This window comes from Salinibacterium sp. GXW1014, from assembly GCF_044769865.1.
Taxonomy (GTDB): Bacteria; Actinomycetota; Actinomycetes; order Actinomycetales; family Microbacteriaceae; genus Homoserinimonas.
Genome location: NZ_JBIZWA010000001.1, coordinates 1,021,915 through 1,040,600, shown reverse-complemented (window position 1 = coordinate 1,040,600; position 18,686 = coordinate 1,021,915). Strand labels below are relative to the sequence as shown.

Genomic DNA, 18,686 nt, shown 5'->3' with positions numbered 1-18,686 from the left:
GCACTGAATCGCCCGCGCCGGTGCAGATTGCGCAGTCTGAGGCGCGTTCTACACCCGTTTTCCGCGAGCCGCCCCCAGCCAGCACGCGGCGGACGCGCTTAAGGGAGAACCATGTCAGGCGAGTTCGCGACACCGAAGACGGAGACGGTCGAGGGTCGCAAGACGATCAGACGATCAGACGGGCAATCGGGGCATCCGCCATCGGCAACGCCACCGAATGGTACGACTACGGCGTCTACGCGGTCGCGGTCACCTACATCACGGCGAACTTCTTTCCCGGCGGCACCGTCTGGGCGCTCGCGACCTTCGCGATCTCGTTCCTGGTTCGACCGCTCGGCGGGCTCGTGTGGGGCCCGCTCGGCGACCGGCTCGGCCGCAAGGCGGTGCTCGCCCTCACGATCATCATCATGTCGGGGGCGACCTTCGCGATCGGGCTCCTGCCGACATTCGACGCGATCGGATGGTGGGCACCCGCGCTGCTCGTCTTCCTGCGCATGGTGCAGGGCTTCTCGACGGGTGGCGAGTACGGCGGCGCGGCGACCTTCATGGCGGAGTATTCGCCCGACAAGTAGCGCGGATTCTTCGGCAGCTTCCTCGAGTTCGGCACCCTCTTCGGTTTCGTGCTCGGCACGGCGGTCGTGCTGTTCCTTCAGATCATCCTCAACGACGAGCAGATGATGGAGTGGGGTTGGCGCATCCCGTTCCTCATCGCCGCGCCCATGGGCCTCATCGGCCTCTACCTGCGGAGCAAGGTCGAGGACACCCCGGTGTTCCGCGAACTCGAAAGCGAGGGTGCCGAGGAGCCGAACGCCACGACGGAACTGCGCGACCTCGTGCGCAAGTATTGGCGCCCCCTCCTCGCGATGGCTGGGCTGGTCATCGCACTCAACGTCGCGAACTACACGCTCCTCGCCTACATGCCCACCTACCTGGAGACCCAGATCGGCATCAGCCAGGACGGCTCGCTCGGGCTCATCCTCATCGGCGAGCTCGCCATGATGGCGGTCATCCCCTTCGCGGGGCGACTCTCCGACAAGGTCGGCCGCAAGCCGCTCTGGTTCGTCTCCATGGTGGGACTCTTCCTCGGCGCCATCCCCCTCTACCTGCTGATGGGCACCGGATTCGCTGGGGCGCTCGTCGGCTTCGCCATCCTGGGTCTGCTCTATGTCATCCAGCTGTCAACGATCTCGGCAACGTTCCCAGCCATGTTCCCGACGCACGTGCGATACGCGGGCTTCGCGATTACCTACAACGTCGCGACCTCGCTCTTCGGCGGCACCGCGCCGCTCGTGAACGAGGCCCTAATCGACGCGACGGGCGACCTGCTCATCCCCGCGTACTACATGATGGGCGCCTGCGTCGTGGGCCTCGTCGCGCTGCTGTTCGTGCCAGAGACGGCCCGAGCATCCATTCGCGGCACGAAGATCCCGCGGCAGAAGCCGGGCGACTAAGGCGGCCGCGGCGATCAGTCGCCGGATGCCACGAGCCGGGTGACCGCGCGGCGATCGGGCTTGCCAGACGCGAGCAGCGGCATCCGCTCGATTGCGGTGATCCGCTCGGGCTGCGCCGCCACGCCGATCGACTCGCGCACGAGGCGACGGATGCTCGCGAGCACGTCGCCCGCGCCCTGGTCGTCGGCGAGGGCACCCGCGAGCGCTCCACCCACGACAACCACGGGAACATGCCCCCACTTCTCCGACGGCACCCCCACGACGACCGCCCCCTCAAAGCCGGGCACCTCCCGCACGGCGGTCTCGACCCGGTCGAGCGCCACGTTGATGCCGCCAGACACGATCACGTTGTCGGCGCGGCCGAGCACTTCGACGCGCCCATCGGCGTGGATGCGCGCGCGGTCGCCCGTGCGGTACCAACGCGTGCCGCCCTCGACGCGGAAGGCCGCATCCGTCAGTTCCGGTGCGTCCAGGTAGCCGTCGGCGAGGGTCGGCGAGGCGATCTCGAGCACGCCGTCGACGAGCCGCGTGCGGGTCGCACCGACGGGGTAGCCGTCGTAGATGCATCCGGTCGCCGTCTCGGACGAGCCGTAGGAGCGCACGACCGCGTAGCCGAGCGCGCGGGCACGGTCGGCGAGCGCCGCCGGCATCGCCTGCCCGCCCGTCAGCAGCGCGTCGAAGCGGGCGACCGCAGCGCGCACCGCCTCGGACTGCTCGCCCGCCTCAACTAGCCGGGCCAGCTGGGCAGGAACGAGCGAGACGTAGCGCCGCTCCTCCGTCAGGCGAGCGGATGCCGCGGCGAAGGCCTCCGCGTCGAAGCCGGGTTCCACCCACTCCACGGGAAGCCCCGCGAGGTGGGACCGCACGAGCACCTGGAGCCCGGCGACGTAGTGGGCGGGCAGGCAGAGCAGCCATTGGCCGGGGCCGCCGAGGGCGTGCGCCGTGGCATCCGCGCTCGCCCGCAGTGCCGCCTCGCTGAGCACGACCCGCTTCGGGATGCCCGTCGAACCGGAGGTCTCGATGACCGCGGCCGTGCTCGCGGCGACCAGCTCCGGATGCTCGCCCGTGCCGAGATAGAGGGCGGGACCGTCACCGTCGAAGCGCTCGCGCACCGCGGCGTCGACAGCGCGCCAGTCACCGCCGTCGACCGTCGCCAGTTGCCGTTCGCCCGCGCCGGAGTGCACGGTTACTGCTTCGCCGCCTTCGCCGCCGCCTTCATGGCCTTCTTCGCCTCGCGCACCTTCGCGAGCGTCTCGGGGCTCGTGATGTCGGCGACGGACATGAGCGCGCCCTCCTCGCCGTAGGGGGCGGATGCCTCGCGCCACCCCTCAGCCGTCAGCCCGCGCCGCTTGCCCAGCAGCGCGAGGAAGATCTTCGCCTTCTGCTCGCCGAAACCGGGCAGGGCCTTGAGCCGCTTGAGCACTTCCTTGCCGTCGGGCTCGCCGCGGGTCCAGATGGCGGATGCCTCGCCGCCCCACTCCTCGCGCACCGCCTCACACACGGCCTGCACGCGACCGGCCATCGATCCCGGGAAGCGGTGCACCGCCGGGCTCTGCTTGAACAGCTCGGCGAACTCGTCGGGGTTCGCGTCGGCGATCTTTGCGGAATCGAGCACGCCCATACGGTCGCGGATCTTCGCGGGACCGGCGAAGGCAGACTCCATCGTCACCTGCTGGTCGAGGAGCATCCCGAGCAAGAGAGCGAGGTCGTCATGCTCGAGCAGTTCGTCGGCGGCGGGGTCACCAGTCAGGTACAGGGTCATACGACGATTCTCGCACCGGGGCGGAATCGCGCGGGGCCGCGGACGCATTTCTAAGCACGAGGGCCGCCGAGCACGGCACGCCATGGCCGCGAACGTTCCCCCACCACCGTCAGCGTGGCCACACGCTATCCACACGGAAGAGCGGATGCCACTACCGGTGCACGCAAGCAGGCTACGGTTCCTCACATGCCCAGCACTCTATATACTCGCCTATATAGGAGGCGAGCCATGGCCATCACATCGATAGATATCGACGCGGAGCAGCTCCGCCGGGCGAAGGCACTCACGGGGGCGGCGAGCAACCGAGAAGCAGTCGACCTCGCGCTCCGCACTCTTGTGGCAGTCAGGAGCCAGCCCGCGGCCGTCGAGCGCATCATCGCCCGTGCCTTCACCGACGAGCAAATCGACGCACCCATCGATTCTCCCTCAGCCGAGTGACCGTCTATCTCGTCGACAACAGCGTCTGGCAGAAGGCCGGCCGCAGTCCGCTGATTGCCGCGCGTCTACGCGAACTCTCCCCACAGCAGCTGATCATCACCTGCCCGCCGCAGATACTCGAGTACTGTCACTCCGCGCGAACACCCGCAGAGCACGACGATCTGAGGAGCGACATGGAGGCGTTCTTGGAAGCGCCGCAGCATCCGTCGACCTCACTCGCCCTCGATGTGCAACAGGCGCTCTGGCGTGCCGGTCTCGTGCGAGCAGCGGACGCCCTCGACTGCCTTATCGCCGCCTATGCGATTGCCAACGACGCCGTGCTCCTGAGTTCCGACCGTGACTTCAGCCACATTGCGACAGCAACCGGCGGCCGACTGCGGCAGGAGTACGTCGCGGCCTGACCGCACACGTGCAAGCCAGCGCGCATACACTCGGCACATGCGCCCCACCGTCGTCCTCGTGCACGGGCTGCGCACCTCGCACAGCCTGTGGCGGCGCCAGGTGGAGGCGCTGGAACGGGAGGGGATTCCGACCCTCGCGATCGACCTGCCGGGGCACGGGCGGCGCATCGGGGAACGGTTCACCCTCGACGGCGCCCTGAGCAGCATCGGTGACGCGATCGCGGAGGCCGAAGCATCCGACGCCAAGCGCGCCGAGGCAGAGGGGGTCACGCCGGGCAAGCCCTACCTGGTGGGGTTCTCGCTCGGCGGCTACCTCGGCATCGAGTGGGTCGCGTGCAACCCCGGCCGCGTCTCGGGCCTGCTCGCGGCGGCCTGCGCGACCGTGCCGCATCCGATCGTCATGCACACCTGGCGGGGCATCGCCGCCGTGATCGGGAGGTTCCCCGACCGGGGCCTCGCGCTCAACAACCTCGCCGTGCGGCTGTTCGTGCCGGAGCCCGGCGCGAACGACGTCATCTCGGGCGGCGTCGCGCTCGACGTGATGGATGACTCGATCCGCGCGCTGCTCGCGTTCACGCCGATCGAGAGCCTCCGCCGCATCGAGGAACCCGTGCTCTTCATCAACGGCAAGTGGGACCACGTCCGCGCCCACGCCCGCCGCTACCTCGCCGCGGCCCGGAATGCGCGGCTCGTGACGATCCCCGGCGCGAGCCACGTCGTGCCGGCGATCCGGCCCGACGAGTTCACGCGCGAGCTGCTGGCGCACTACCGCGAGGTGACGTAGGGCGCGGGACTTGCTGTGCTCCGTGGGCTGCGGTTTCTGATGCACTTTTGGGGCGACACGCCGGTGCGCGTCGCGAGTAGACGGCGTGTCTCGCCAAAAGTGTTGCTGATCGCCGCAGTCCCTGCGCCGGGAACGCGGCGGAGCGCTCAGTCGAGCCGCCGCCGGGCACGCGCGACGGCCCGCTCGGCCGCCGTGACGGCACGCTTCACCTCATCACGCGAACGACGGATGCCGCGGGCCTCCCCCTCGGCGTCGGCCAGCTCGCCCTCCGCCTCACGCAGCTGCCGCGTCAGCTCCTGTACCTCCTCCCGCAGGGACGCCCGCCGCTCGGCCACCGCCTCCGCTGAAGCTCGGAGTTCCTCGGCCTCCGCCCGCGCCTCCGCGAGCGCCTCCTCCGCTTTCGCGAGGTGCCGTTCGGCCTGCTTGCGCTCGGCCTCCCGCTTGCGCTCCTGGGCACTCGAGCGTGCCGCATCCGCTCTCGCCTTCGAGCTCGAGCCCGCGCGACCCGACGCACTCCCCGCGCCCGACCCCTCCTTGCCGCCGTGGGCCGCGTCGCCGCGGGCCGCATCGCCACTCGCCGTCTTCGACCCCGCCGACCCGCCGCTCTTCGCGAGCGCGTCCGCAGCCCGCCGCCCCGCACGTTGCTTCGCCGTCGGGAACGCGATCACGTCGCCACCCTCCTCGATGCCCCAGCCGGCGGCGGTGAGCGGCTTCACGAGGGTTCCCGAGGAGACGAGCGCCGCGGCATCCGCGTCGATCATGGCGGTCTGCAGCGTCTGGGCGACCTCATCACTGACGGCAGCGGATGCCTCGGTGCCGAGCTCTGCGGCGACCGCGACGGCCTCGCGCGTGACCTCACGCACGAGCGCCGAGCGTTGCTTGCCGAGCTCGCGCAGGCGTGGCGCGTCGAGGGCGTCCTGGGCGTCGCGGAGTTCCTCGCCGAGCGCGGCGAGCTCCTCAACGCGCTCCGCCCGGTGGCGGGCCAGCATGTTGACGACCCACGCCGAAGTGGTCGGCTTGCGCAGGCCCGCGATCGCCGTCGAGAGTTCCTTGTCGCCGGATGCCTTTGCCTCACGGCTCAGATCGGTGCGGCGCGCGGTGAACTCGCCGAGGGGCACGCTGTAGAGCTCCGCGCCGGCCGTCTCGATGTCCACACCCCCATGGTTACCCCGCGGGGCGAGAGAGTGGGGCCCCTTTCACAATTCAGGATCTGGCTTTCCTAACTCAGGAGTTGTCGTCCCTAATTCAGGAACTCACGGAGACTTGGGCGGCCAACTCCTGAATTGAGCAACGCAACTCCTGAGTTGAGTGAGCCAACTCCTGAGTTAGGTGAGCCAACTCCTGAGTTGGGAGAGTCAGCCCTGTTCGGTCGGGAGGCCGGCCTGCGCCCAGGCGTTGGTGCCGCCCGCGACGTTGACGGCGTCGATGCCCTGCGCCTCGAGGTATTCGGCGACGCGAGCGCTGCGCCCGCCCGACGCGCAGATGACGTAGACGGTGTCGTCAGTGGGGATCTCGTCGAGGCGCTCGATGACCTCACCCATAGGAATGTGGATGACTCCGGATGCCCGAAGCGCCCGGTACTCGTCGGGCTCCCGCACATCGATCACGACAGGCGACTCGACTGCGGCGACCTCGGTGACGTCTGCTTCTCTCACGGCGTGGGTTCCTCGTTGGGTGGCGGGCTGACGATGCCGAGGGCGGCCTTGAGGCGCTCTTCGGCGTCGGCGGCAGCGTGGGTGGCTTCGACGTTGGCGTCGCTCACGGCCTGCACGATCTCGGCGCGCTGGATGGAGATGCCGCGGGGTGCGTCGATGCCGATGCGGATGCCGTCGCCGCGGTTCTCGATGATGGTGATGACGATGTCGTCGCCGATGAGCACCTTCTCACCGGGTTTGCGCGTCAAGACCAGCATTGTTCCAGCCTAACCGTCGTAGACCCAGCTCACGGGCATCCCCAGCTCTCGCACGGTGTCGGGAGTGCTCGTGCCGTCCCGCCCGATGGCCGCGACGGCGTCGATGGTGACGACCGCGCCGACGGCCTTGACCCAGCGCGCGGTGTCTTCGTGCTTGCGTCCCGCGTCGACGGCCACCCAGACCTGGTCTGGCTTGAGCTCGGCGAGCGCCTGCGCCTGCGCGGGGGTCGGCTCGTGGGCACTCATGCCGTGGGCGACGACGACGATGCGTTCCCGCTGCACTGCCTTTGCGCGCGCCGTGATGGCGTCGCGGCGCCCGTCGAGGCGCTCAAGCCCCTCCGCGAGGGCCGCGCCGCTCACGACGACCTCGGCCTGCACGCTGAACGACATGGCCCTGGCGACCGCGAGTGCGTCGGCGGGCAGGCCGATGACGGCGACAAGGTCTCCCGCCCCGTCGGCGAGGGGTGGCATGGGCGCGATGATCCCGCTGCTGCGCGAGGTGATCATGCCGGGGAGGGGCGGATGCTCGTGGTCAGTCACCGCCTGCAGGTCTTCCAGCACCTCGGCGAAGGTGCGGGTCGAGGTGGAGACGAGCTCGGGTTCGGGGGCGGTCACAGGAGTGGGATCGGGTGCGGGTGCGGGCAGGGACGACGCCGCGGCACGGGAACGGAACGGATCGTCACGCAGCACCGTGCCGACGGGCGGGCCGCTGAGAACGCTCTCCGCGGCATCCGCTTCTTCCAGGAGGGCGGCGATGCCCGTCAGTCGGCTGGAGAGGTCGTGAGCATCGGCGGCCGGCGTGGGGCCGTCGGGAACCTCGACCGTGACCTGGAAGCGGCGGCTCGCGAAGAAGCCCGCGACGCCGCCGGTCGTGATCTGCTCCGCCGCGATGATGCGCGCATCCGGGCCGTGCTCCTCGGTGACGCGCTGCCGCAGCTCGGCGAGCGAGGTGCCGTCAAGCCGGAATCTGCGCGGAGACACGGATCACCCCCACAGTCTCGATGTCGACATTCGCAGTCGTGACCTCCTGGTAGGAGAGCACGGGGAGGCCGTTCGACTGGGCGGAGACGAGGCGGCGCACGGCGGGACGGATGGCCGGCGCGCACACCAGCACGGCCGAGTTGCCGGCAGCCTCGAGCCGCGCGACCGTGTCTTTGAGGGAGCTCAGGATGTTCTCGATCGCGTTCTGGTCGAGCAGCAACTGGGTGCCGAGCTCGGAGGGGCGCATGCTCTCGAGCATGGACTGCTCGAGCACGGGGTCGATCATGATGACCCGAAGCAGTGCGCCGTCGAGGTGACGGCTCACGAGCGCGGGGCCGAGGGCATGGCGCGCGGCCTCAATGAGCCCCTCGGGGTCGGTCGAGACCTTGGCGCGCAGCGAGAGGGCCTCGTAGATGCGGGGAAGGTCATTGATGGCGACCTGCTCCGAGAGAAGGCCCTGCAGCACGCGCTGCACCTCCGCGAGGCTGAGAAGTGACGGCACGAGCTCGTCGACGGCCGACGGGTTGACGCTCTTGACGCCCTCCGTGAGCACGCGCACATCCTCGCGGGTGAGGAGGCGGGCTGCATTGCCCGTGACGAGGGAGGAGAGGTGCGTGACGAGCACCGAGACACGGTCGATCACGGTGGCGCCCGCGAGTTCGGCGCTGTGCCGCATCTCGGCGGGCACCCACTTGCCCGCGAGCCCGAAGACGGGCTCGACCGTGCTGGTGCCGGGCAGCGAGTCGAGGGTGTCGCCGAGGGCGAGCACGCGGCCGCGCGGCGCGATGCCGCGGCCCGCCTCGACGCCCGCGATGCGGATGACGTAGGTGCCCGAGGGCAGCTCGACGCTGTCGCGGGTTCGCACGGGCGGTACGACGACGCCGAGGTCGAAGGCAATCTTGCGACGGAGCGCCCGCACACGGGCGAGGAGGTCATCGGATGAGCCCGTCACGAGGTCGACGAGGTCGGGCGCGAGCAGGATCTCGAGCGCGTGCACCCGCATCTGCTCGATGAGTTCCTCCGGCGTCTCGGCCTTCGGCGCGGCCGGCGCGAGGGCGGCCTGTTCCTCGGCGAGCGCCTTGGCCTTCTCGGAGGCCTTGATCCGTTGGGCCGCGATGATGAGCGTGATCCCGACGATCGCGAAGGGGAGGATCGGCATCCCGGGGATGAGCCCCATGATGATGGCCGCACCGCCCGCGATGCGCAGCGCGGGCGTCGACTGTGTGAGCTGCTGCGAGGCCGTGGAACCCATGTCGGACTCGGCGTTGGCCCGCGTCACGATCATGCCCGTCGCGACCGCCATCAGGAGGGCGGGAATCTGCGTGACGAGCCCGTCACCGATCGTCAGGAGCGTGTAGGTCTCGACGGCCTCGCCGATCTCCATGCCGCGCTGCACCATGCCGATGGCGATGCCGCCGATGACGTTGATGATGATGATGACGATGCCGGCGATCGCGTCACCTTTGACGAACTTCGAGGCACCGTCCATCGCGCCGTAGAAGTCGGCCTCGGCGGCGACGGATGCCCGGCGCTCGCGTGCCTCGACATCCGTGATGAGTCCCGCATTGAGGTCGGCGTCGATCGCCATCTGCTTGCCCGGCATGGCGTCGAGGGTGAAGCGGGCGCCGACCTCGGCGACGCGCTCGGCACCCTTCGTGACGACGACGAACTGGATGACGACGAGGATGAGGAAGACGACCGCGCCGATGATGAGCGAGCCGCCGACGGCGACGTGCCCGAACGCCTCGATGACCTGGCCGGCGTAGCCGTCACCGAGCACGAGGCGGGTGGATGCCACGTTGAGGCCGAGGCGGAAGAGCGTCGCGACGAGCAGTAGCGAGGGGAAGACCGAGAAGTCGAGCGGCTTCTTGACGAACATGCTCGTGAGCAGGATCACGAGGGCGAAGAGGATGCTCACGATGAGCAGCATGTCGAGCAGCCCCGCCGGCACGGGCACAACGAGGAGCAGGATGATGCCGACCACACCGATCGGCACGGCGAGCATCTTCATTGTCTGTTTCATGCGAGGCCTTTCGCGGCGGTGATGGTGTTGCGTGTGGGGGCGCCGGCGAGCGCCGTCATGCTGTGGACGCCCGCGGCAGCGCCGCGCTTCTTGAGCGCCATGACGAAGGCGAGCACGCGGGCGACCGCGTCATAGTGGTCGACCGGGATCTCCTGGCCGAGCTCGCACGCCTCATGGAGGGCACGGGCGAGGGGAACGTCGCGCACCATGGGCACGCCCTTCTTCTCGGCTTCCTCACGGATGCGCGCGGCGATATTGCCCGCGCCCTTCGCGACGACCCGGGGCGCGGACTTGCCCGGCTCGTACTTGAGCGCGACAGCGACGTGAGTGGGGTTGACGAGCACGACGTCGGCATCACCGATGGCAGCGATCATCCGGTTGCGGCTCATGGCGAGCTGGCGTGCACGGCGCTGGCCCTTGATGAGCGGGTCGCCGTCGGAGTTCTTGTGCTCGTCCTTGACCTCTTTCTTGGTCATGCGCGTCTTCTTCAGGTTGCGTTTCATGACCACGAAGACGTCGGCGAAGGCGAGCGCGAGCCCCGCGACGATCGCGAACTGCAGCATTGCGGCGACGCCCCCGGCGGCGGCTTCGAGCACGGCGTGCACGGAGTTGCCACCGGATGCCATGAGCACGGGCATGAGGTTCTGGATGACGAAGTAGAGCACGAGACCCACGACGACGGTCTTCATGAGGGCCTTCGCGCCCTGCCAGAGCGCCTGGGTGCCGAAGGTGCGCCCCACGCCCTTGACGAGGTTGAACTGCTCCATCTTCGGCTTGAACTTCTTGAGGTGCACACCGCCCTGCGCGACGGCGCCGACGACGACGGCCACGAGCACGGCGATCAGCATGGGCGCGAGCGTTGCGAGCACTGAGCCCATTCCACTCCAGAGGGCGTCGACTGCGGCGAGTGGATCAGCATCGCTGGCCACGCGCGCGACCGCGAACATCTGCTCCGTCGCGGCGGTCGAGCCGAGCGCGATGGTGGCCGGGAGCATGATGGCGGCGGCTCCGATGCCGAGCCACGCGGTGAGGTCCTGCGACTTGGAGAGCTGACCCTTCTCGCGCACATCTTTCATGCGCTTCTCGGTCGCTTGTTCTGTCTTTTCGCCTGCGGGCTCGTCGGCCATCTACCTCACCCCCATGAGCGTGTCGACGGCTCCGTCGGTGAGGGATGCCACAACCCCGGGCAGCGCCGCGAAGACGACGACGGCGAGGGTGAGCGTGAGGAAGATCTTGAGCGGGAAGCCGAGGGCGAAGGCGTTGAGGGCGGGCGCCACTCGCGTGAGGAGCCCGAGCCCGACGTCGGCGAGGAACAACACGACGAGGAGCGGGCCTGCGATCTGCACGGCCGCGAGGAACATTTCGGAGACCGCGAGCACGATGGACTCGGCCGAGGACGCGAGGTCGATCGCGCCGCCGATGGGCAGGGCGGTGAAGGAGCGGGTGAGACCGGAGAGGATGAGCAGGTGTGCGCCCGAGCTCATCATGAGGGCGAGCGCCGACATGTGGAAGAGCCGCGAGAACTGCGCACCGTTGACCATCGAGCCGGGGTCGTAGGCCTGCGCCATCTGGAAGCCACCGAACATGTCGATGAGGCTTCCCGCCGACTGCACGGCCGAGAAGATCACGTAGACGAGGAATCCGAGCAGCGCCCCCGTGATGATCTCCTGCACAAGCGCGCCGAAGAAGGCCGCGTCATCCAGCGAGACGTAGTCGGCGGTGACCCGCGGCGACACGGCGAGCGCGAGCCCGACCGCGAGCATGGCCTTCACCCGGGCGGGAAACGCACGGTAGGAGAACGGTGGCGCGATGACGATGAACGCCGTCATGCGCACCGCGGCCAGCATGACCGCCTCCAGCCACGCGAGTTCCAGCATCACCATGTCATCCCCCGAGCAGCGCGGGGATCATGTCGAAGATGCGGTGGGTGAAGCCGATGATCTCGCTGATCATCCAGTGTCCCGTCACGAGGAGGGCGACGCCGACCGCCGCGGCCTTGGGCACGAACGAGAGGGTCACCTCCTGGATCTGCGTGATCGACTGCAGCAGCGAGATCGCGAAGCCGACCACGAGTGCCGTCACGAGGATGGGGGCCGCGAGCTTTGCCGCCACGAAGAGGCCCTGCATCGCGATGTCGAGGACTGCGCCGGCATCCATCAGCGGTAACTCTCGATGAGGGAGGTGATGATGAGGCCCCAGCCGTCGACCAGCACGAAGAGCAGGATCTTGAAGGGCAGCGAGATCATGACGGGCGGGAGCATCATCATGCCCATCGACATGAGGGCTGCCGCGACGACGAGGTCGATCACGAGGAACGGCACGAAGATGACGAAGCCGATGATGAAGGCCGCACGCAGCTCCGAGATCATGAAGGCGGGGATGAGCGTCGTGAGCTCAACGGTCGACGGGTCCTCCGGGTTCTCGAGCCCTGCCGCGCGGGTCATGAGGGCGAGGTCCTCCTCGCGGGTGAACGACAGCATGAACGCGCGGAGGGGTTCGGATGCCGCCTCCAGCGCCTGCCCGAACGTCATGGTCCCCGCGAGGTATGGCTGCACGCCGACCTCGTTCATCTCGCCGACGACGGGCGCCATGATGAACAGGCTGAGGAAGAGCGCGAGGCCGGCGAGCACCTGGTTGGGCGGGATGCTCGGCAGCGAGAGCGCGTTTCGCGTCATCGCAAGCACGACGAAGATCTTGGTGAACGACGTCATCATGAGCAGGATCGCGGGGGCGACCGACAGCAGCGTGATGCCGAGGAGCGTCACGATCGATGACGACGGGGTGCCGTTGGGGCCGTTGATCTCGACCGAGACGCCCGGCGTGCCCTCGTCGAAGGGGTTGATCTCGGGGGCGGCGTAGGCCGGCTGCGCCCCGAGGTTCATCGCGACCGCGAGGCCGGCGACGGCAACGACGCCGAACGCGACCGTGCGCAGCGCCGTGGGCGGGACTGCTCTCACCGTGCACGCCTGAGGGTCGTCGCGGCCTGCGCGGTGGAGCTAAGGCGATCGCGCCAGCGATCGCGCGACCCCAGCGCCGACTGAGCCTGCGAAGTCGGGTTGAAGAAACCGAACCCCGCTCGACGGGCAAACTGGGCCGGCGTGAACTGGGCACCCTTCGGGCTCCCGAAGAGCTCGATCGGCGCGGGACCGCTCGAGGTTGCGGCATCCATCGACTTGGCGAACTCCACGGCGGGCGCGGGCGTCTCACCCGACTGCAGCACGCTGACCGATTGCTCGGTCACGCCGAGCACGAGCCGGCTGCCCTCGACATCGATGACGACGACGGATGCCTTTGCCCCGATGCCCTGCTTGGCGACGACCGAGACGGGCGACGCGGCGCGGGCGCGCGGGCCGGCGGTGAGCCGGCGATGCAGCCACCACAGCAGCGCGAGCACGGCCCCGAGGCTCACGAGCACGCGGAGCCCGATCATGACAGCATCCATGTCAGCTGAGGCCGTCGGCGACGTCGAGGATCGTGGTGATGCGCACGGCGTAGTCCTGGTCGATCACGACGATCTCGCCGTGCGCGATCAGTCGGCCGTTGAGCAGGATGTCGGCGGGGGCGCCGGCGGAGCGGTCGAGCTCGATGACGGCGCCCGGCTCGAGGCCGAGCACGTCGCGCACCGACATGCGGGTGCGGCCGATCTCGACCGTGAGCGCCATCTCGACATTGTTGATGCGCCCGAGCTTTCCGACGACCTCCTCGTTGGACTTGCGGCTCGCGCCCACGACCGCCCCGCCCTCGCGGATGCGGATCGCGAACCAGCCGACCGCGACACCGTCGGCGGTGAGCTCGAAGACCGTGCTGTTGCGGTCGGAGAAGAGGGCAGAGGCATCCGACTCCGACACGTCGCCGAGCACGCCGCTGCCGAGCACCTCGGCGGCAGCCTCGAGGGCGGGACGCACGACGTCGCCGCTCGAGACGACCGTGTCGCTGCCCGCGGCCTCCTGGAGGGACTGCGCGTCGAGCAGCACGAGGGCGAGGTCGGCCGCCTGCTCGCCGACGAACGACGCCGTCAGCGCCGACGAGGCGCGCGATGCGGCGGAGACGCCACTCGGCAGCATCGACGGCACGAGAATGCCGGTCGTCGGCAGGTGCTGCACGAGCGCGTCGGCTGCGGCGGACTGAAGGGTGGGTGTCGTGGTGGCCATGATGTTCTCTCCGGCGGTGGTGGTGAAGAAGTCGAAAGGGTGGGCGGCTCAGTCGGTGCCGACAACGACACACGCGAGGCGTGAACCGTTGGCCCCGACGGCCGCACGCGCGAGCGGGGTGCCCTCGACGGCGACCTCGAGCGGGCGGTGCTGAGGGTGTGGGATCGGCAGGATGTCGCCCACCGCGAGGTTGAGCACGGCTGAGGGCCGCACCATGGCCGGCTCGAGGCGAAGCGAGACCGACACGGGGGTCGAGACGACCTGCTCGCGCATGATGCGCGGCGCATCCTCGATCGAGCTCGTGGGGTTGGCCTCGCCAAGCTGCGGCAGCAGCACTTCGGCCGGAATTGCGACCGTCGCGGCCGAGACCGACTCGCCGACCTTGATCGTGAAGCTCGCGACGATCATGAGATCCGTCGTTGCGGCGGCCTGCGCGAACTGCGAGTTGTATTGGAAGCCACCCACCGCGATGCGGCGCACGAGCAGCGAGCCGAGTGAGTAGCGAAGATCTTCGAGCGCGTCATCCATGAGGCGGCCGACCAGCTCACGCTCGATCTGGGTGAACTGGCGCTCCTCGGTCACGACCGTGCCGCGGCCGCCAAGCATGCAGCTCACCCAGGTGAGGGCAGCGGATGTCGGGTACTGGATGACCGCGCGAGGCGTCACGCCCTCGACCGTCACGAGCACCATGGCCGTCGTCGACGGGAGGGATGCCGCGTACTCGTCGTAGGTGAACATCAGCACCTGCGTGCAGGTGACCTGCGAGAAGACGCGCACCTTTGCGGTGAGCTGCGTGCCCCACTGGCGGGCGAAGGTCTCGAAGGCGAGCTCCAGCACGCGCGAGTGTTCGCGCACGAGCGTCGTGGGGCGGCGGAAGTCGTAGACCTCGACCGTGCCCTGGGTGCGCGAGGACACGCTCGCGCCATCATGTTTCTGGACCGTCACAAGGAGCACTATCGGCAGGCGCCATGGAACGGTAAGTCGCCGGTTCTCGGTGGTGCGGCAACCACACTCAACAGGTCACGAGATCAGCTCAACCGGCGCCCTCCGCGACGATCGAGGGGATGAGTGAGCGCACCGCCTCGGGCAAGGCCGACAGCACGACGATGTCGACGCGGCGGTTGGTGGCCTGCGCCGCGGCGGATGTCTCGGGCACGAGTGGCCGCGCCGCACCGAAGCCGACCGATCCGATGCGCTGTGCCGGCACCCCCGTTGCCTCGACGAGGTACCGCAGCACCGTCGTGGCCCGGCCGGACGCGAGCTCCCAGTTGGTGGGGAAGGGTGCGACGGAGGGCCGGGCATCCGCGTGTCCCTCGACGGAGACGCTGTAGCGGCTCTTTGCGATGGCGGGACCGGTCGCGTTGAGCACGCCGACGGCCGTCGGGGCGAGCTCCGTGCGGTTGGTGTCGAAGAAGGTCTCGGAACCGACGAGGCGCACCGTCAGGCCGCGCTCGTCGATCGTGAACGACACGGTGTCCTGGAGGCCGTTCGCGGTGAGATTGCTGCGGATCTGCTCGCGCAGCGCCTCAAGCTCCTCGACCTCCTCCAGGGCGAGTTGGATGTCGGTGAACCCCTCACCCTCCTCCGAGACGAGATCGGCGGGCACGACGACGCCGGTCGAGACATCCCGGTTCTCAGATTCCTCCTGGCCGAACCCCGTCGCGAGCGAGTTCTTGAGGGCGTTGAACTTCTCCTGGTCGACCGCCGACATCGCGAAGAGCACGATGAAGAGGCACATGAGCACCGTGACCATGTCCATGTACGACGCCATCCAGCGCTCGTCTGGGCCCTCATGCTCCGGCTCGACGTGCTTCTTGCGGCGCCGCGGCATGCTCATGCTGCCGCCTTGTCTGCCTTCGCAGCCTTGGGCGCCTTCGCCTTCTTGCCCGCGTCACCCTTGGCATCCTTCGTCTTCGCGCCCTTCAGCGAATCCGCCGGCACCATGGCCTTGAGCCGCTCGCCCAGCAGTCGCGGCTGGCTCCCCGCCTGCACGGCGAGCACACCCTCCATGAGCAGCGTCATGCGCTCCTGGTCGATCTCGTTGAGGCGACGGATGCGGGTGCCGATCGGCAGCCAGATGAAGTTCGCCGACAGCAGTCCCCAGAGGGTCGCCACGAAGGCCGCCGCGATCATGTGGCCGAGCTCATCGGGCTGCGAAAGGTTCTCGAGCACGTGCGTCAGCGAGACGACGGTGCCGATGATGCCGACCGTGGGGGCGTAGCCGCCGAGGGCGCCGAAGAACTTGGCTGCCGTGCGCCGGGTGCTCGCGCGGGACTCCATCTCGTCCTCGAGCATGATGCGCAGTTCCTCGCCATCGGTGCCGTCGGCGATGTTCTGCAGGGCCCCCTTCAGGAACGGGTCCTTGATCTGCTCGGCCTCCTGCTCGAGGGCGAGCAGGCCCTCGCTGCGAGCCTTCTCGGCGAGGCCGACGACCTGGTCGATGACCTCCTGCGGCTTGTAGGTCGCGCCGCCCTTGAACGCTGCGGGCACCTCCTTGAAGGAGTTGATCGCATCCCTGATCGTGCCGCCGGCGACGCCGATCGCGATCGTCGCGAAGAACACGAGGATCATGGGAGCCGGCAGCAGGAGGGAGCTCACATGGGCGCCCTCGATCGTGATCATGGCGTAGAGGGCACCGAAAGCGAGCCCGATGCCGATGATGGTTGCGAGATCCATCAGATCTTCCTCGGGCCGGAGATGCGGGCGACGGCCTCGTCGGCGTCGGCATCCGTCACGATGCCGAGGTGGGGGGCGGAAGGCTCGGCCGCGGAGTTCGAGTGGGCGAGGGCGATGACGCGGGCCCGGTAGAGGGCGATGCGCTCAATGACCTCGGTCATCGACTCGGTCACGATGTACTTGGCGCCGTCGACCATGACGAGGGTCGTGTCGGGGCTCGCGTGGATGCGCTCGATGAGATCAGGGTTGATCGCAAACTGGCGATCGTTCAAACGCGTAACGACAATCATCGGGCCCATCCATAGGTCTCGTACTCAGCTGCCCATCCTGGGCATGCACAGGACACTGTCGGCCGGGGGCGCGCATCCGTTAGGTGGTGACTGACGTCTTCACGTCTGGAACGCAACAGCGCCGCCCCCACCCGGAGGTGAGGACGGCGCCGTGAACGAGGGTTAGCGCTTGAGGTTGGTGAGCTCCTGCAGCACCTCGTCGGAGGTCGTGATGATGCGGGCGTTCGCCTGGAAGCCGCGCTGCGCGACGATGAGGTTCGTGAACTCCTGCGAGAGGTCGACGTTCGACATCTCGAGCGCGCCGGCAGTGAGCTTGCCGAGCGCGCCATTGCCGGCGGTGCCCAGCTCGGGGTTGCCCGAGTTGAAGGTCGCGCGGTACGACGAGTTGCCGGCCTTCTCGAGACCGCCCGGGTTGGCGAAGTTCGCGAGCGCGATGCGGCCGATGGCCTCGGATGCGCCGTTGCTGAACGAACCGACGAGCGTGCCGTCAGCCGAGAGGGTGAACGACTGCAGCGTTCCGGCCTTGCGGCCGTCCTGGTTGGTGACGGATGCGGTGGTCAGGCCAGCGAAGCCGGTCAACTGGGTCATGTCCACGTCGATGCCACCGACGTTGAAGACGTTGCCGGTGGAGGTGAGTGCGCCCTCGGTGAACTCGAGAGTGCCGAGGGTCGTGGTGCCACCGTCGCCCGAGACATCCCACCCGGCGGCGGAGCGGGTGAAGGTGAAGGTGAGCGTTGCCGCGTTGCCGTCAGCGTCGAAGATCTCGGTGTCGCGCACCAGGGTCGTGCCGAGCTCGGCCTCGGAGGGCAGGTTGCCGCCGAAGGTGGCGGTCCCCGTGGGCACGGCGGGCGAGAGGCTGTCGAGCGGCAGGCTGATGTTGCCGATCGCGCCACCGTCCTGGATGACGCCGTTCTGCGCCGTCCAGCCCTGCACGATGGAGCCATCGGGCGTGACGAGGCGGCCCTGGGGGTCGATGTCGAAGTTGCCGGCGCGCGTGTAGAGGGTGTCGCCGCCGGAGCGGGTAACAAAGAAGCCGTCGCCCGAGATCATCATGTCGGTCGAGCGGCCGGTGGCCTGTGCGGATCCCTGCGCGAAGTTGGTGGAGATGCCGGCGACGCGCACGCCGAGGCCGATCTGGGCCGGGTTGGTGCCGCCCTGCTCCGCCTGCGGGCCCGCGGCGCCCTGCGTGAGCTGCGACAGCGTGTCCTGGAACTGGGTTGCCGACGACTTGAACGCGGTCGTGTTGACGTTGGCGATGTTGTTGCCGGTCACGTCGAGCATGGTCTGGTGCGAGCGGAGGCCCGAAATGCCGGAGTAGAGCGAGCGAAGCATGGTGGTTGACCTTTCAGTGGTGGGTTCGTGAAGTTCAGGCGGCGGACTTGGTGGTCACGCCGGAGATGGAGTCGAGGGCGATCTCGACGCCACCGATGGAGACGGTGGGCACGGAGTCGGCGAAGGAGACCTTGTCGGCGATGCCTGTCACGGTCTTGCCGTCCTTCTCGTAGGAGACCTCCTTGCCGACAAGGGATGCCGCGGCGATGCGCATCTGCAACGAGAAGTTCTCCTCGTTCAGCGTTGTGAGGGTGGTGAGTTGCTCCATGGAGGCCAGCTGGGTGGTCTGGCTGATCATCTGGTTGGTGTCCATGGGCGAGCTGGGGTCCTGGTTGCGCAGCTGCGTGACGAGGAGCGAGAGGAACACCTCGCTGTCCATCGTCTGCTTAGGCGCGCGGGTGGCGGCGTTGGCGGTGTACATGCTCGTCGCTGTGACGGCCGCGGCGGGTTCGATTGCCATACTGTTCCTTCTTTCTCGGGTCCGG

Annotated in this window: 22 protein-coding genes and 1 pseudogene; 4 read left to right on the top strand and 19 right to left on the bottom strand. The window is 68.7% G+C overall.

The window, feature by feature from the left end; all coding sequences use genetic code 11:
- Window positions 1-20 precede the first annotated feature (20 nt).
- Window positions 21-1,451, top strand: a pseudogene (locus ACIQK7_RS05250) (MFS transporter).
- 14 nt (window positions 1,452-1,465) lie between these two features.
- On the opposite strand, the gene ACIQK7_RS05245 reads toward ACIQK7_RS05250, so the two are convergent.
- Together ACIQK7_RS05245 and ACIQK7_RS05240 are read right to left on the bottom strand one after the other, a co-directional pair.
- Window positions 1,466-2,635, bottom strand: coding sequence for an AMP-binding protein (locus ACIQK7_RS05245; protein ID WP_403021962.1), 1,170 nt, complete (start codon window positions 2,633-2,635; stop codon window positions 1,466-1,468).
- Between the two features lie 2 nt (window positions 2,636-2,637).
- Window positions 2,638-3,213, bottom strand: coding sequence for an HhH-GPD-type base excision DNA repair protein (locus tag ACIQK7_RS05240; RefSeq protein WP_403021960.1), 576 nt, complete (start codon window positions 3,211-3,213; stop codon window positions 2,638-2,640).
- A 228-nt stretch (window positions 3,214-3,441) separates the two neighbouring features.
- Between ACIQK7_RS05240 and ACIQK7_RS05235 the strand changes: the two genes are divergently transcribed.
- Genes ACIQK7_RS05235 through ACIQK7_RS05225 form a run of 3 tightly spaced genes read left to right on the top strand, consistent with a single transcriptional unit; the run spans window position 3,442 to window position 4,836 of the window.
- Entirely contained in the window at window positions 3,442-3,651 is a 210-nt protein-coding gene (locus ACIQK7_RS05235) for a type II toxin-antitoxin system VapB family antitoxin (protein WP_403021958.1), read from the top strand.
- Window positions 3,648-4,052 (top strand): PIN domain-containing protein, encoded by a 405-nt coding sequence (locus ACIQK7_RS05230; protein WP_403021956.1) that lies wholly within the window; start codon window positions 3,648-3,650, stop codon window positions 4,050-4,052. Before ACIQK7_RS05235 ends, ACIQK7_RS05230 begins: the two co-directional genes overlap by 4 nt.
- A 37-nt stretch (window positions 4,053-4,089) precedes the next feature.
- Window positions 4,090-4,836, top strand: a complete 747-nt coding sequence (locus ACIQK7_RS05225) for an alpha/beta fold hydrolase (RefSeq protein ID WP_403021955.1) — start codon at window positions 4,090-4,092, stop codon at window positions 4,834-4,836.
- Window positions 4,837-4,982: 146 nt separating this feature from the next.
- Here ACIQK7_RS05225 and ACIQK7_RS05220 read toward each other — a convergent pair whose 3' ends face one another.
- From ACIQK7_RS05220 to ACIQK7_RS05140, 17 genes are all read right to left on the bottom strand, one after another.
- Complete coding sequence (locus ACIQK7_RS05220) at window positions 4,983-5,990, bottom strand: hypothetical protein (protein ID WP_403021953.1); 1,008 nt, start codon at window positions 5,988-5,990, stop codon at window positions 4,983-4,985.
- 201 nt (window positions 5,991-6,191) lie between these two features.
- Window positions 6,192-6,491 carry a rhodanese-like domain-containing protein gene (locus tag ACIQK7_RS05215; RefSeq protein WP_403021951.1) on the bottom strand — a complete coding sequence of 100 codons (300 nt, stop codon included), beginning with the start codon at window positions 6,489-6,491 and terminating at the stop codon, window positions 6,192-6,194.
- Window positions 6,488-6,748 carry a carbon storage regulator gene (locus ACIQK7_RS05210; protein WP_325209845.1) on the bottom strand — a complete coding sequence of 87 codons (261 nt, stop codon included), beginning with the start codon at window positions 6,746-6,748 and terminating at the stop codon, window positions 6,488-6,490. Before ACIQK7_RS05210 ends, ACIQK7_RS05215 begins: the two co-directional genes overlap by 4 nt.
- Before the next feature lie 9 nt (window positions 6,749-6,757).
- On the bottom strand, window positions 6,758-7,729 hold the full coding sequence (locus ACIQK7_RS05205) for a hypothetical protein (protein WP_403021949.1): 972 nt from the start codon (window positions 7,727-7,729) through the stop codon (window positions 6,758-6,760).
- Window positions 7,704-9,752, bottom strand: a complete 2,049-nt coding sequence (locus ACIQK7_RS05200; RefSeq protein ID WP_403021947.1) for a flagellar biosynthesis protein FlhA — start codon at window positions 9,750-9,752, stop codon at window positions 7,704-7,706. Before ACIQK7_RS05200 ends, ACIQK7_RS05205 begins: the two co-directional genes overlap by 26 nt.
- Window positions 9,749-10,879, bottom strand: coding sequence for a flagellar biosynthesis protein FlhB (locus tag ACIQK7_RS05195; protein ID WP_403021945.1), 1,131 nt, complete (start codon window positions 10,877-10,879; stop codon window positions 9,749-9,751). The genes ACIQK7_RS05200 and ACIQK7_RS05195 overlap by 4 nt, the downstream gene beginning before the upstream one ends.
- Window positions 10,880-11,635 (bottom strand): flagellar biosynthetic protein FliR, encoded by a 756-nt coding sequence (gene fliR, locus ACIQK7_RS05190; RefSeq protein WP_403021943.1) that lies wholly within the window; start codon window positions 11,633-11,635, stop codon window positions 10,880-10,882. It abuts the gene before it with no gap.
- 1 nt (window position 11,636) lies between these two features.
- On the bottom strand, window positions 11,637-11,909 hold the full coding sequence (fliQ, locus tag ACIQK7_RS05185) for a flagellar biosynthesis protein FliQ (protein ID WP_147719824.1): 273 nt from the start codon (window positions 11,907-11,909) through the stop codon (window positions 11,637-11,639).
- A complete protein-coding gene (gene fliP / locus ACIQK7_RS05180; protein WP_147722988.1) occupies window positions 11,909-12,634 on the bottom strand; it encodes a flagellar type III secretion system pore protein FliP in 726 nt (241 codons plus the stop codon). The genes fliQ and fliP overlap by 1 nt, the downstream gene beginning before the upstream one ends.
- A 71-nt stretch (window positions 12,635-12,705) precedes the next feature.
- A complete protein-coding gene (locus tag ACIQK7_RS05175) occupies window positions 12,706-13,182 on the bottom strand; it encodes a FliO/MopB family protein (RefSeq protein ID WP_403021940.1) in 477 nt (158 codons plus the stop codon).
- Between the two features lie 13 nt (window positions 13,183-13,195).
- A complete protein-coding gene (fliN, locus tag ACIQK7_RS05170) occupies window positions 13,196-13,903 on the bottom strand; it encodes a flagellar motor switch protein FliN (RefSeq protein ID WP_325209838.1) in 708 nt (235 codons plus the stop codon).
- A gap of 48 nt (window positions 13,904-13,951) precedes the next feature.
- Complete coding sequence (locus ACIQK7_RS05165) at window positions 13,952-14,818, bottom strand: flagellar motor switch protein FliM (protein WP_403021938.1); 867 nt, start codon at window positions 14,816-14,818, stop codon at window positions 13,952-13,954.
- 118 nt (window positions 14,819-14,936) lie between these two features.
- The gene (locus ACIQK7_RS05160) at window positions 14,937-15,740 is read right to left on the bottom strand and encodes a flagellar motor protein MotB (RefSeq protein ID WP_403021936.1); all 804 of its coding nucleotides are present in this window, start codon (window positions 15,738-15,740) and stop codon (window positions 14,937-14,939) included.
- Window positions 15,737-16,579, bottom strand: a complete 843-nt coding sequence (locus tag ACIQK7_RS05155) for a motility protein A (RefSeq protein WP_403021934.1) — start codon at window positions 16,577-16,579, stop codon at window positions 15,737-15,739. The genes ACIQK7_RS05160 and ACIQK7_RS05155 overlap by 4 nt, the downstream gene beginning before the upstream one ends.
- Window positions 16,579-16,869, bottom strand: a complete 291-nt coding sequence (locus ACIQK7_RS05150) for a flagellar FlbD family protein (RefSeq protein ID WP_403021932.1) — start codon at window positions 16,867-16,869, stop codon at window positions 16,579-16,581. Before ACIQK7_RS05150 ends, ACIQK7_RS05155 begins: the two co-directional genes overlap by 1 nt.
- A gap of 162 nt (window positions 16,870-17,031) precedes the next feature.
- Entirely contained in the window at window positions 17,032-18,201 is a 1,170-nt protein-coding gene (locus ACIQK7_RS05145) for a flagellar hook protein FlgE (RefSeq protein ID WP_403021930.1), read from the bottom strand.
- A gap of 34 nt (window positions 18,202-18,235) precedes the next feature.
- Window positions 18,236-18,661, bottom strand: a complete 426-nt coding sequence (locus ACIQK7_RS05140) for a flagellar hook assembly protein FlgD (RefSeq protein WP_403021928.1) — start codon at window positions 18,659-18,661, stop codon at window positions 18,236-18,238.
- Window positions 18,662-18,686 lie beyond the last annotated feature (25 nt).

Excerpts from the sequence above, each read along its gene's own strand:
- ACIQK7_RS05140 (WP_403021928.1), bottom strand. The coding sequence starts at position 18,661 with ATGGCAATCGAACCCGCCGCGGCCGTCACAGCGACGAGCATGTACACC.
- fliR (WP_403021943.1), bottom strand. The coding sequence starts at position 11,635 with ATGGTGATGCTGGAACTCGCGTGGCTGGAGGCGGTCATGCTGGCCGCG.
- fliN (WP_325209838.1), bottom strand. The coding sequence starts at position 13,903 with ATGGCCACCACGACACCCACCCTTCAGTCCGCCGCAGCCGACGCGCTC.
- ACIQK7_RS05210 (WP_325209845.1), bottom strand. The coding sequence starts at position 6,748 with ATGCTGGTCTTGACGCGCAAACCCGGTGAGAAGGTGCTCATCGGCGAC.
- ACIQK7_RS05150 (WP_403021932.1), bottom strand. The coding sequence starts at position 16,869 with ATGATTGTCGTTACGCGTTTGAACGATCGCCAGTTTGCGATCAACCCT.
- ACIQK7_RS05175 (WP_403021940.1), bottom strand. The coding sequence starts at position 13,182 with ATGATCGGGCTCCGCGTGCTCGTGAGCCTCGGGGCCGTGCTCGCGCTG.
- ACIQK7_RS05195 (WP_403021945.1), bottom strand. The coding sequence starts at position 10,879 with ATGGCCGACGAGCCCGCAGGCGAAAAGACAGAACAAGCGACCGAGAAG.
- ACIQK7_RS05160 (WP_403021936.1), bottom strand. The coding sequence starts at position 15,740 with ATGAGCATGCCGCGGCGCCGCAAGAAGCACGTCGAGCCGGAGCATGAG.
- ACIQK7_RS05155 (WP_403021934.1), bottom strand. The coding sequence starts at position 16,579 with ATGGATCTCGCAACCATCATCGGCATCGGGCTCGCTTTCGGTGCCCTC.
- ACIQK7_RS05200 (WP_403021947.1), bottom strand. The coding sequence starts at position 9,752 with ATGAAACAGACAATGAAGATGCTCGCCGTGCCGATCGGTGTGGTCGGC.
- ACIQK7_RS05225 (WP_403021955.1), top strand. The coding sequence starts at position 4,090 with ATGCGCCCCACCGTCGTCCTCGTGCACGGGCTGCGCACCTCGCACAGC.
- fliQ (WP_147719824.1), bottom strand. The coding sequence starts at position 11,909 with ATGGATGCCGGCGCAGTCCTCGACATCGCGATGCAGGGCCTCTTCGTG.
- fliP (WP_147722988.1), bottom strand. The coding sequence starts at position 12,634 with ATGAACCTCGGGGCGCAGCCGGCCTACGCCGCCCCCGAGATCAACCCC.
- ACIQK7_RS05235 (WP_403021958.1), top strand. The coding sequence starts at position 3,442 with ATGGCCATCACATCGATAGATATCGACGCGGAGCAGCTCCGCCGGGCG.
- ACIQK7_RS05145 (WP_403021930.1), bottom strand. The coding sequence starts at position 18,201 with ATGCTTCGCTCGCTCTACTCCGGCATTTCGGGCCTCCGCTCGCACCAG.
- ACIQK7_RS05240 (WP_403021960.1), bottom strand. The coding sequence starts at position 3,213 with ATGACCCTGTACCTGACTGGTGACCCCGCCGCCGACGAACTGCTCGAG.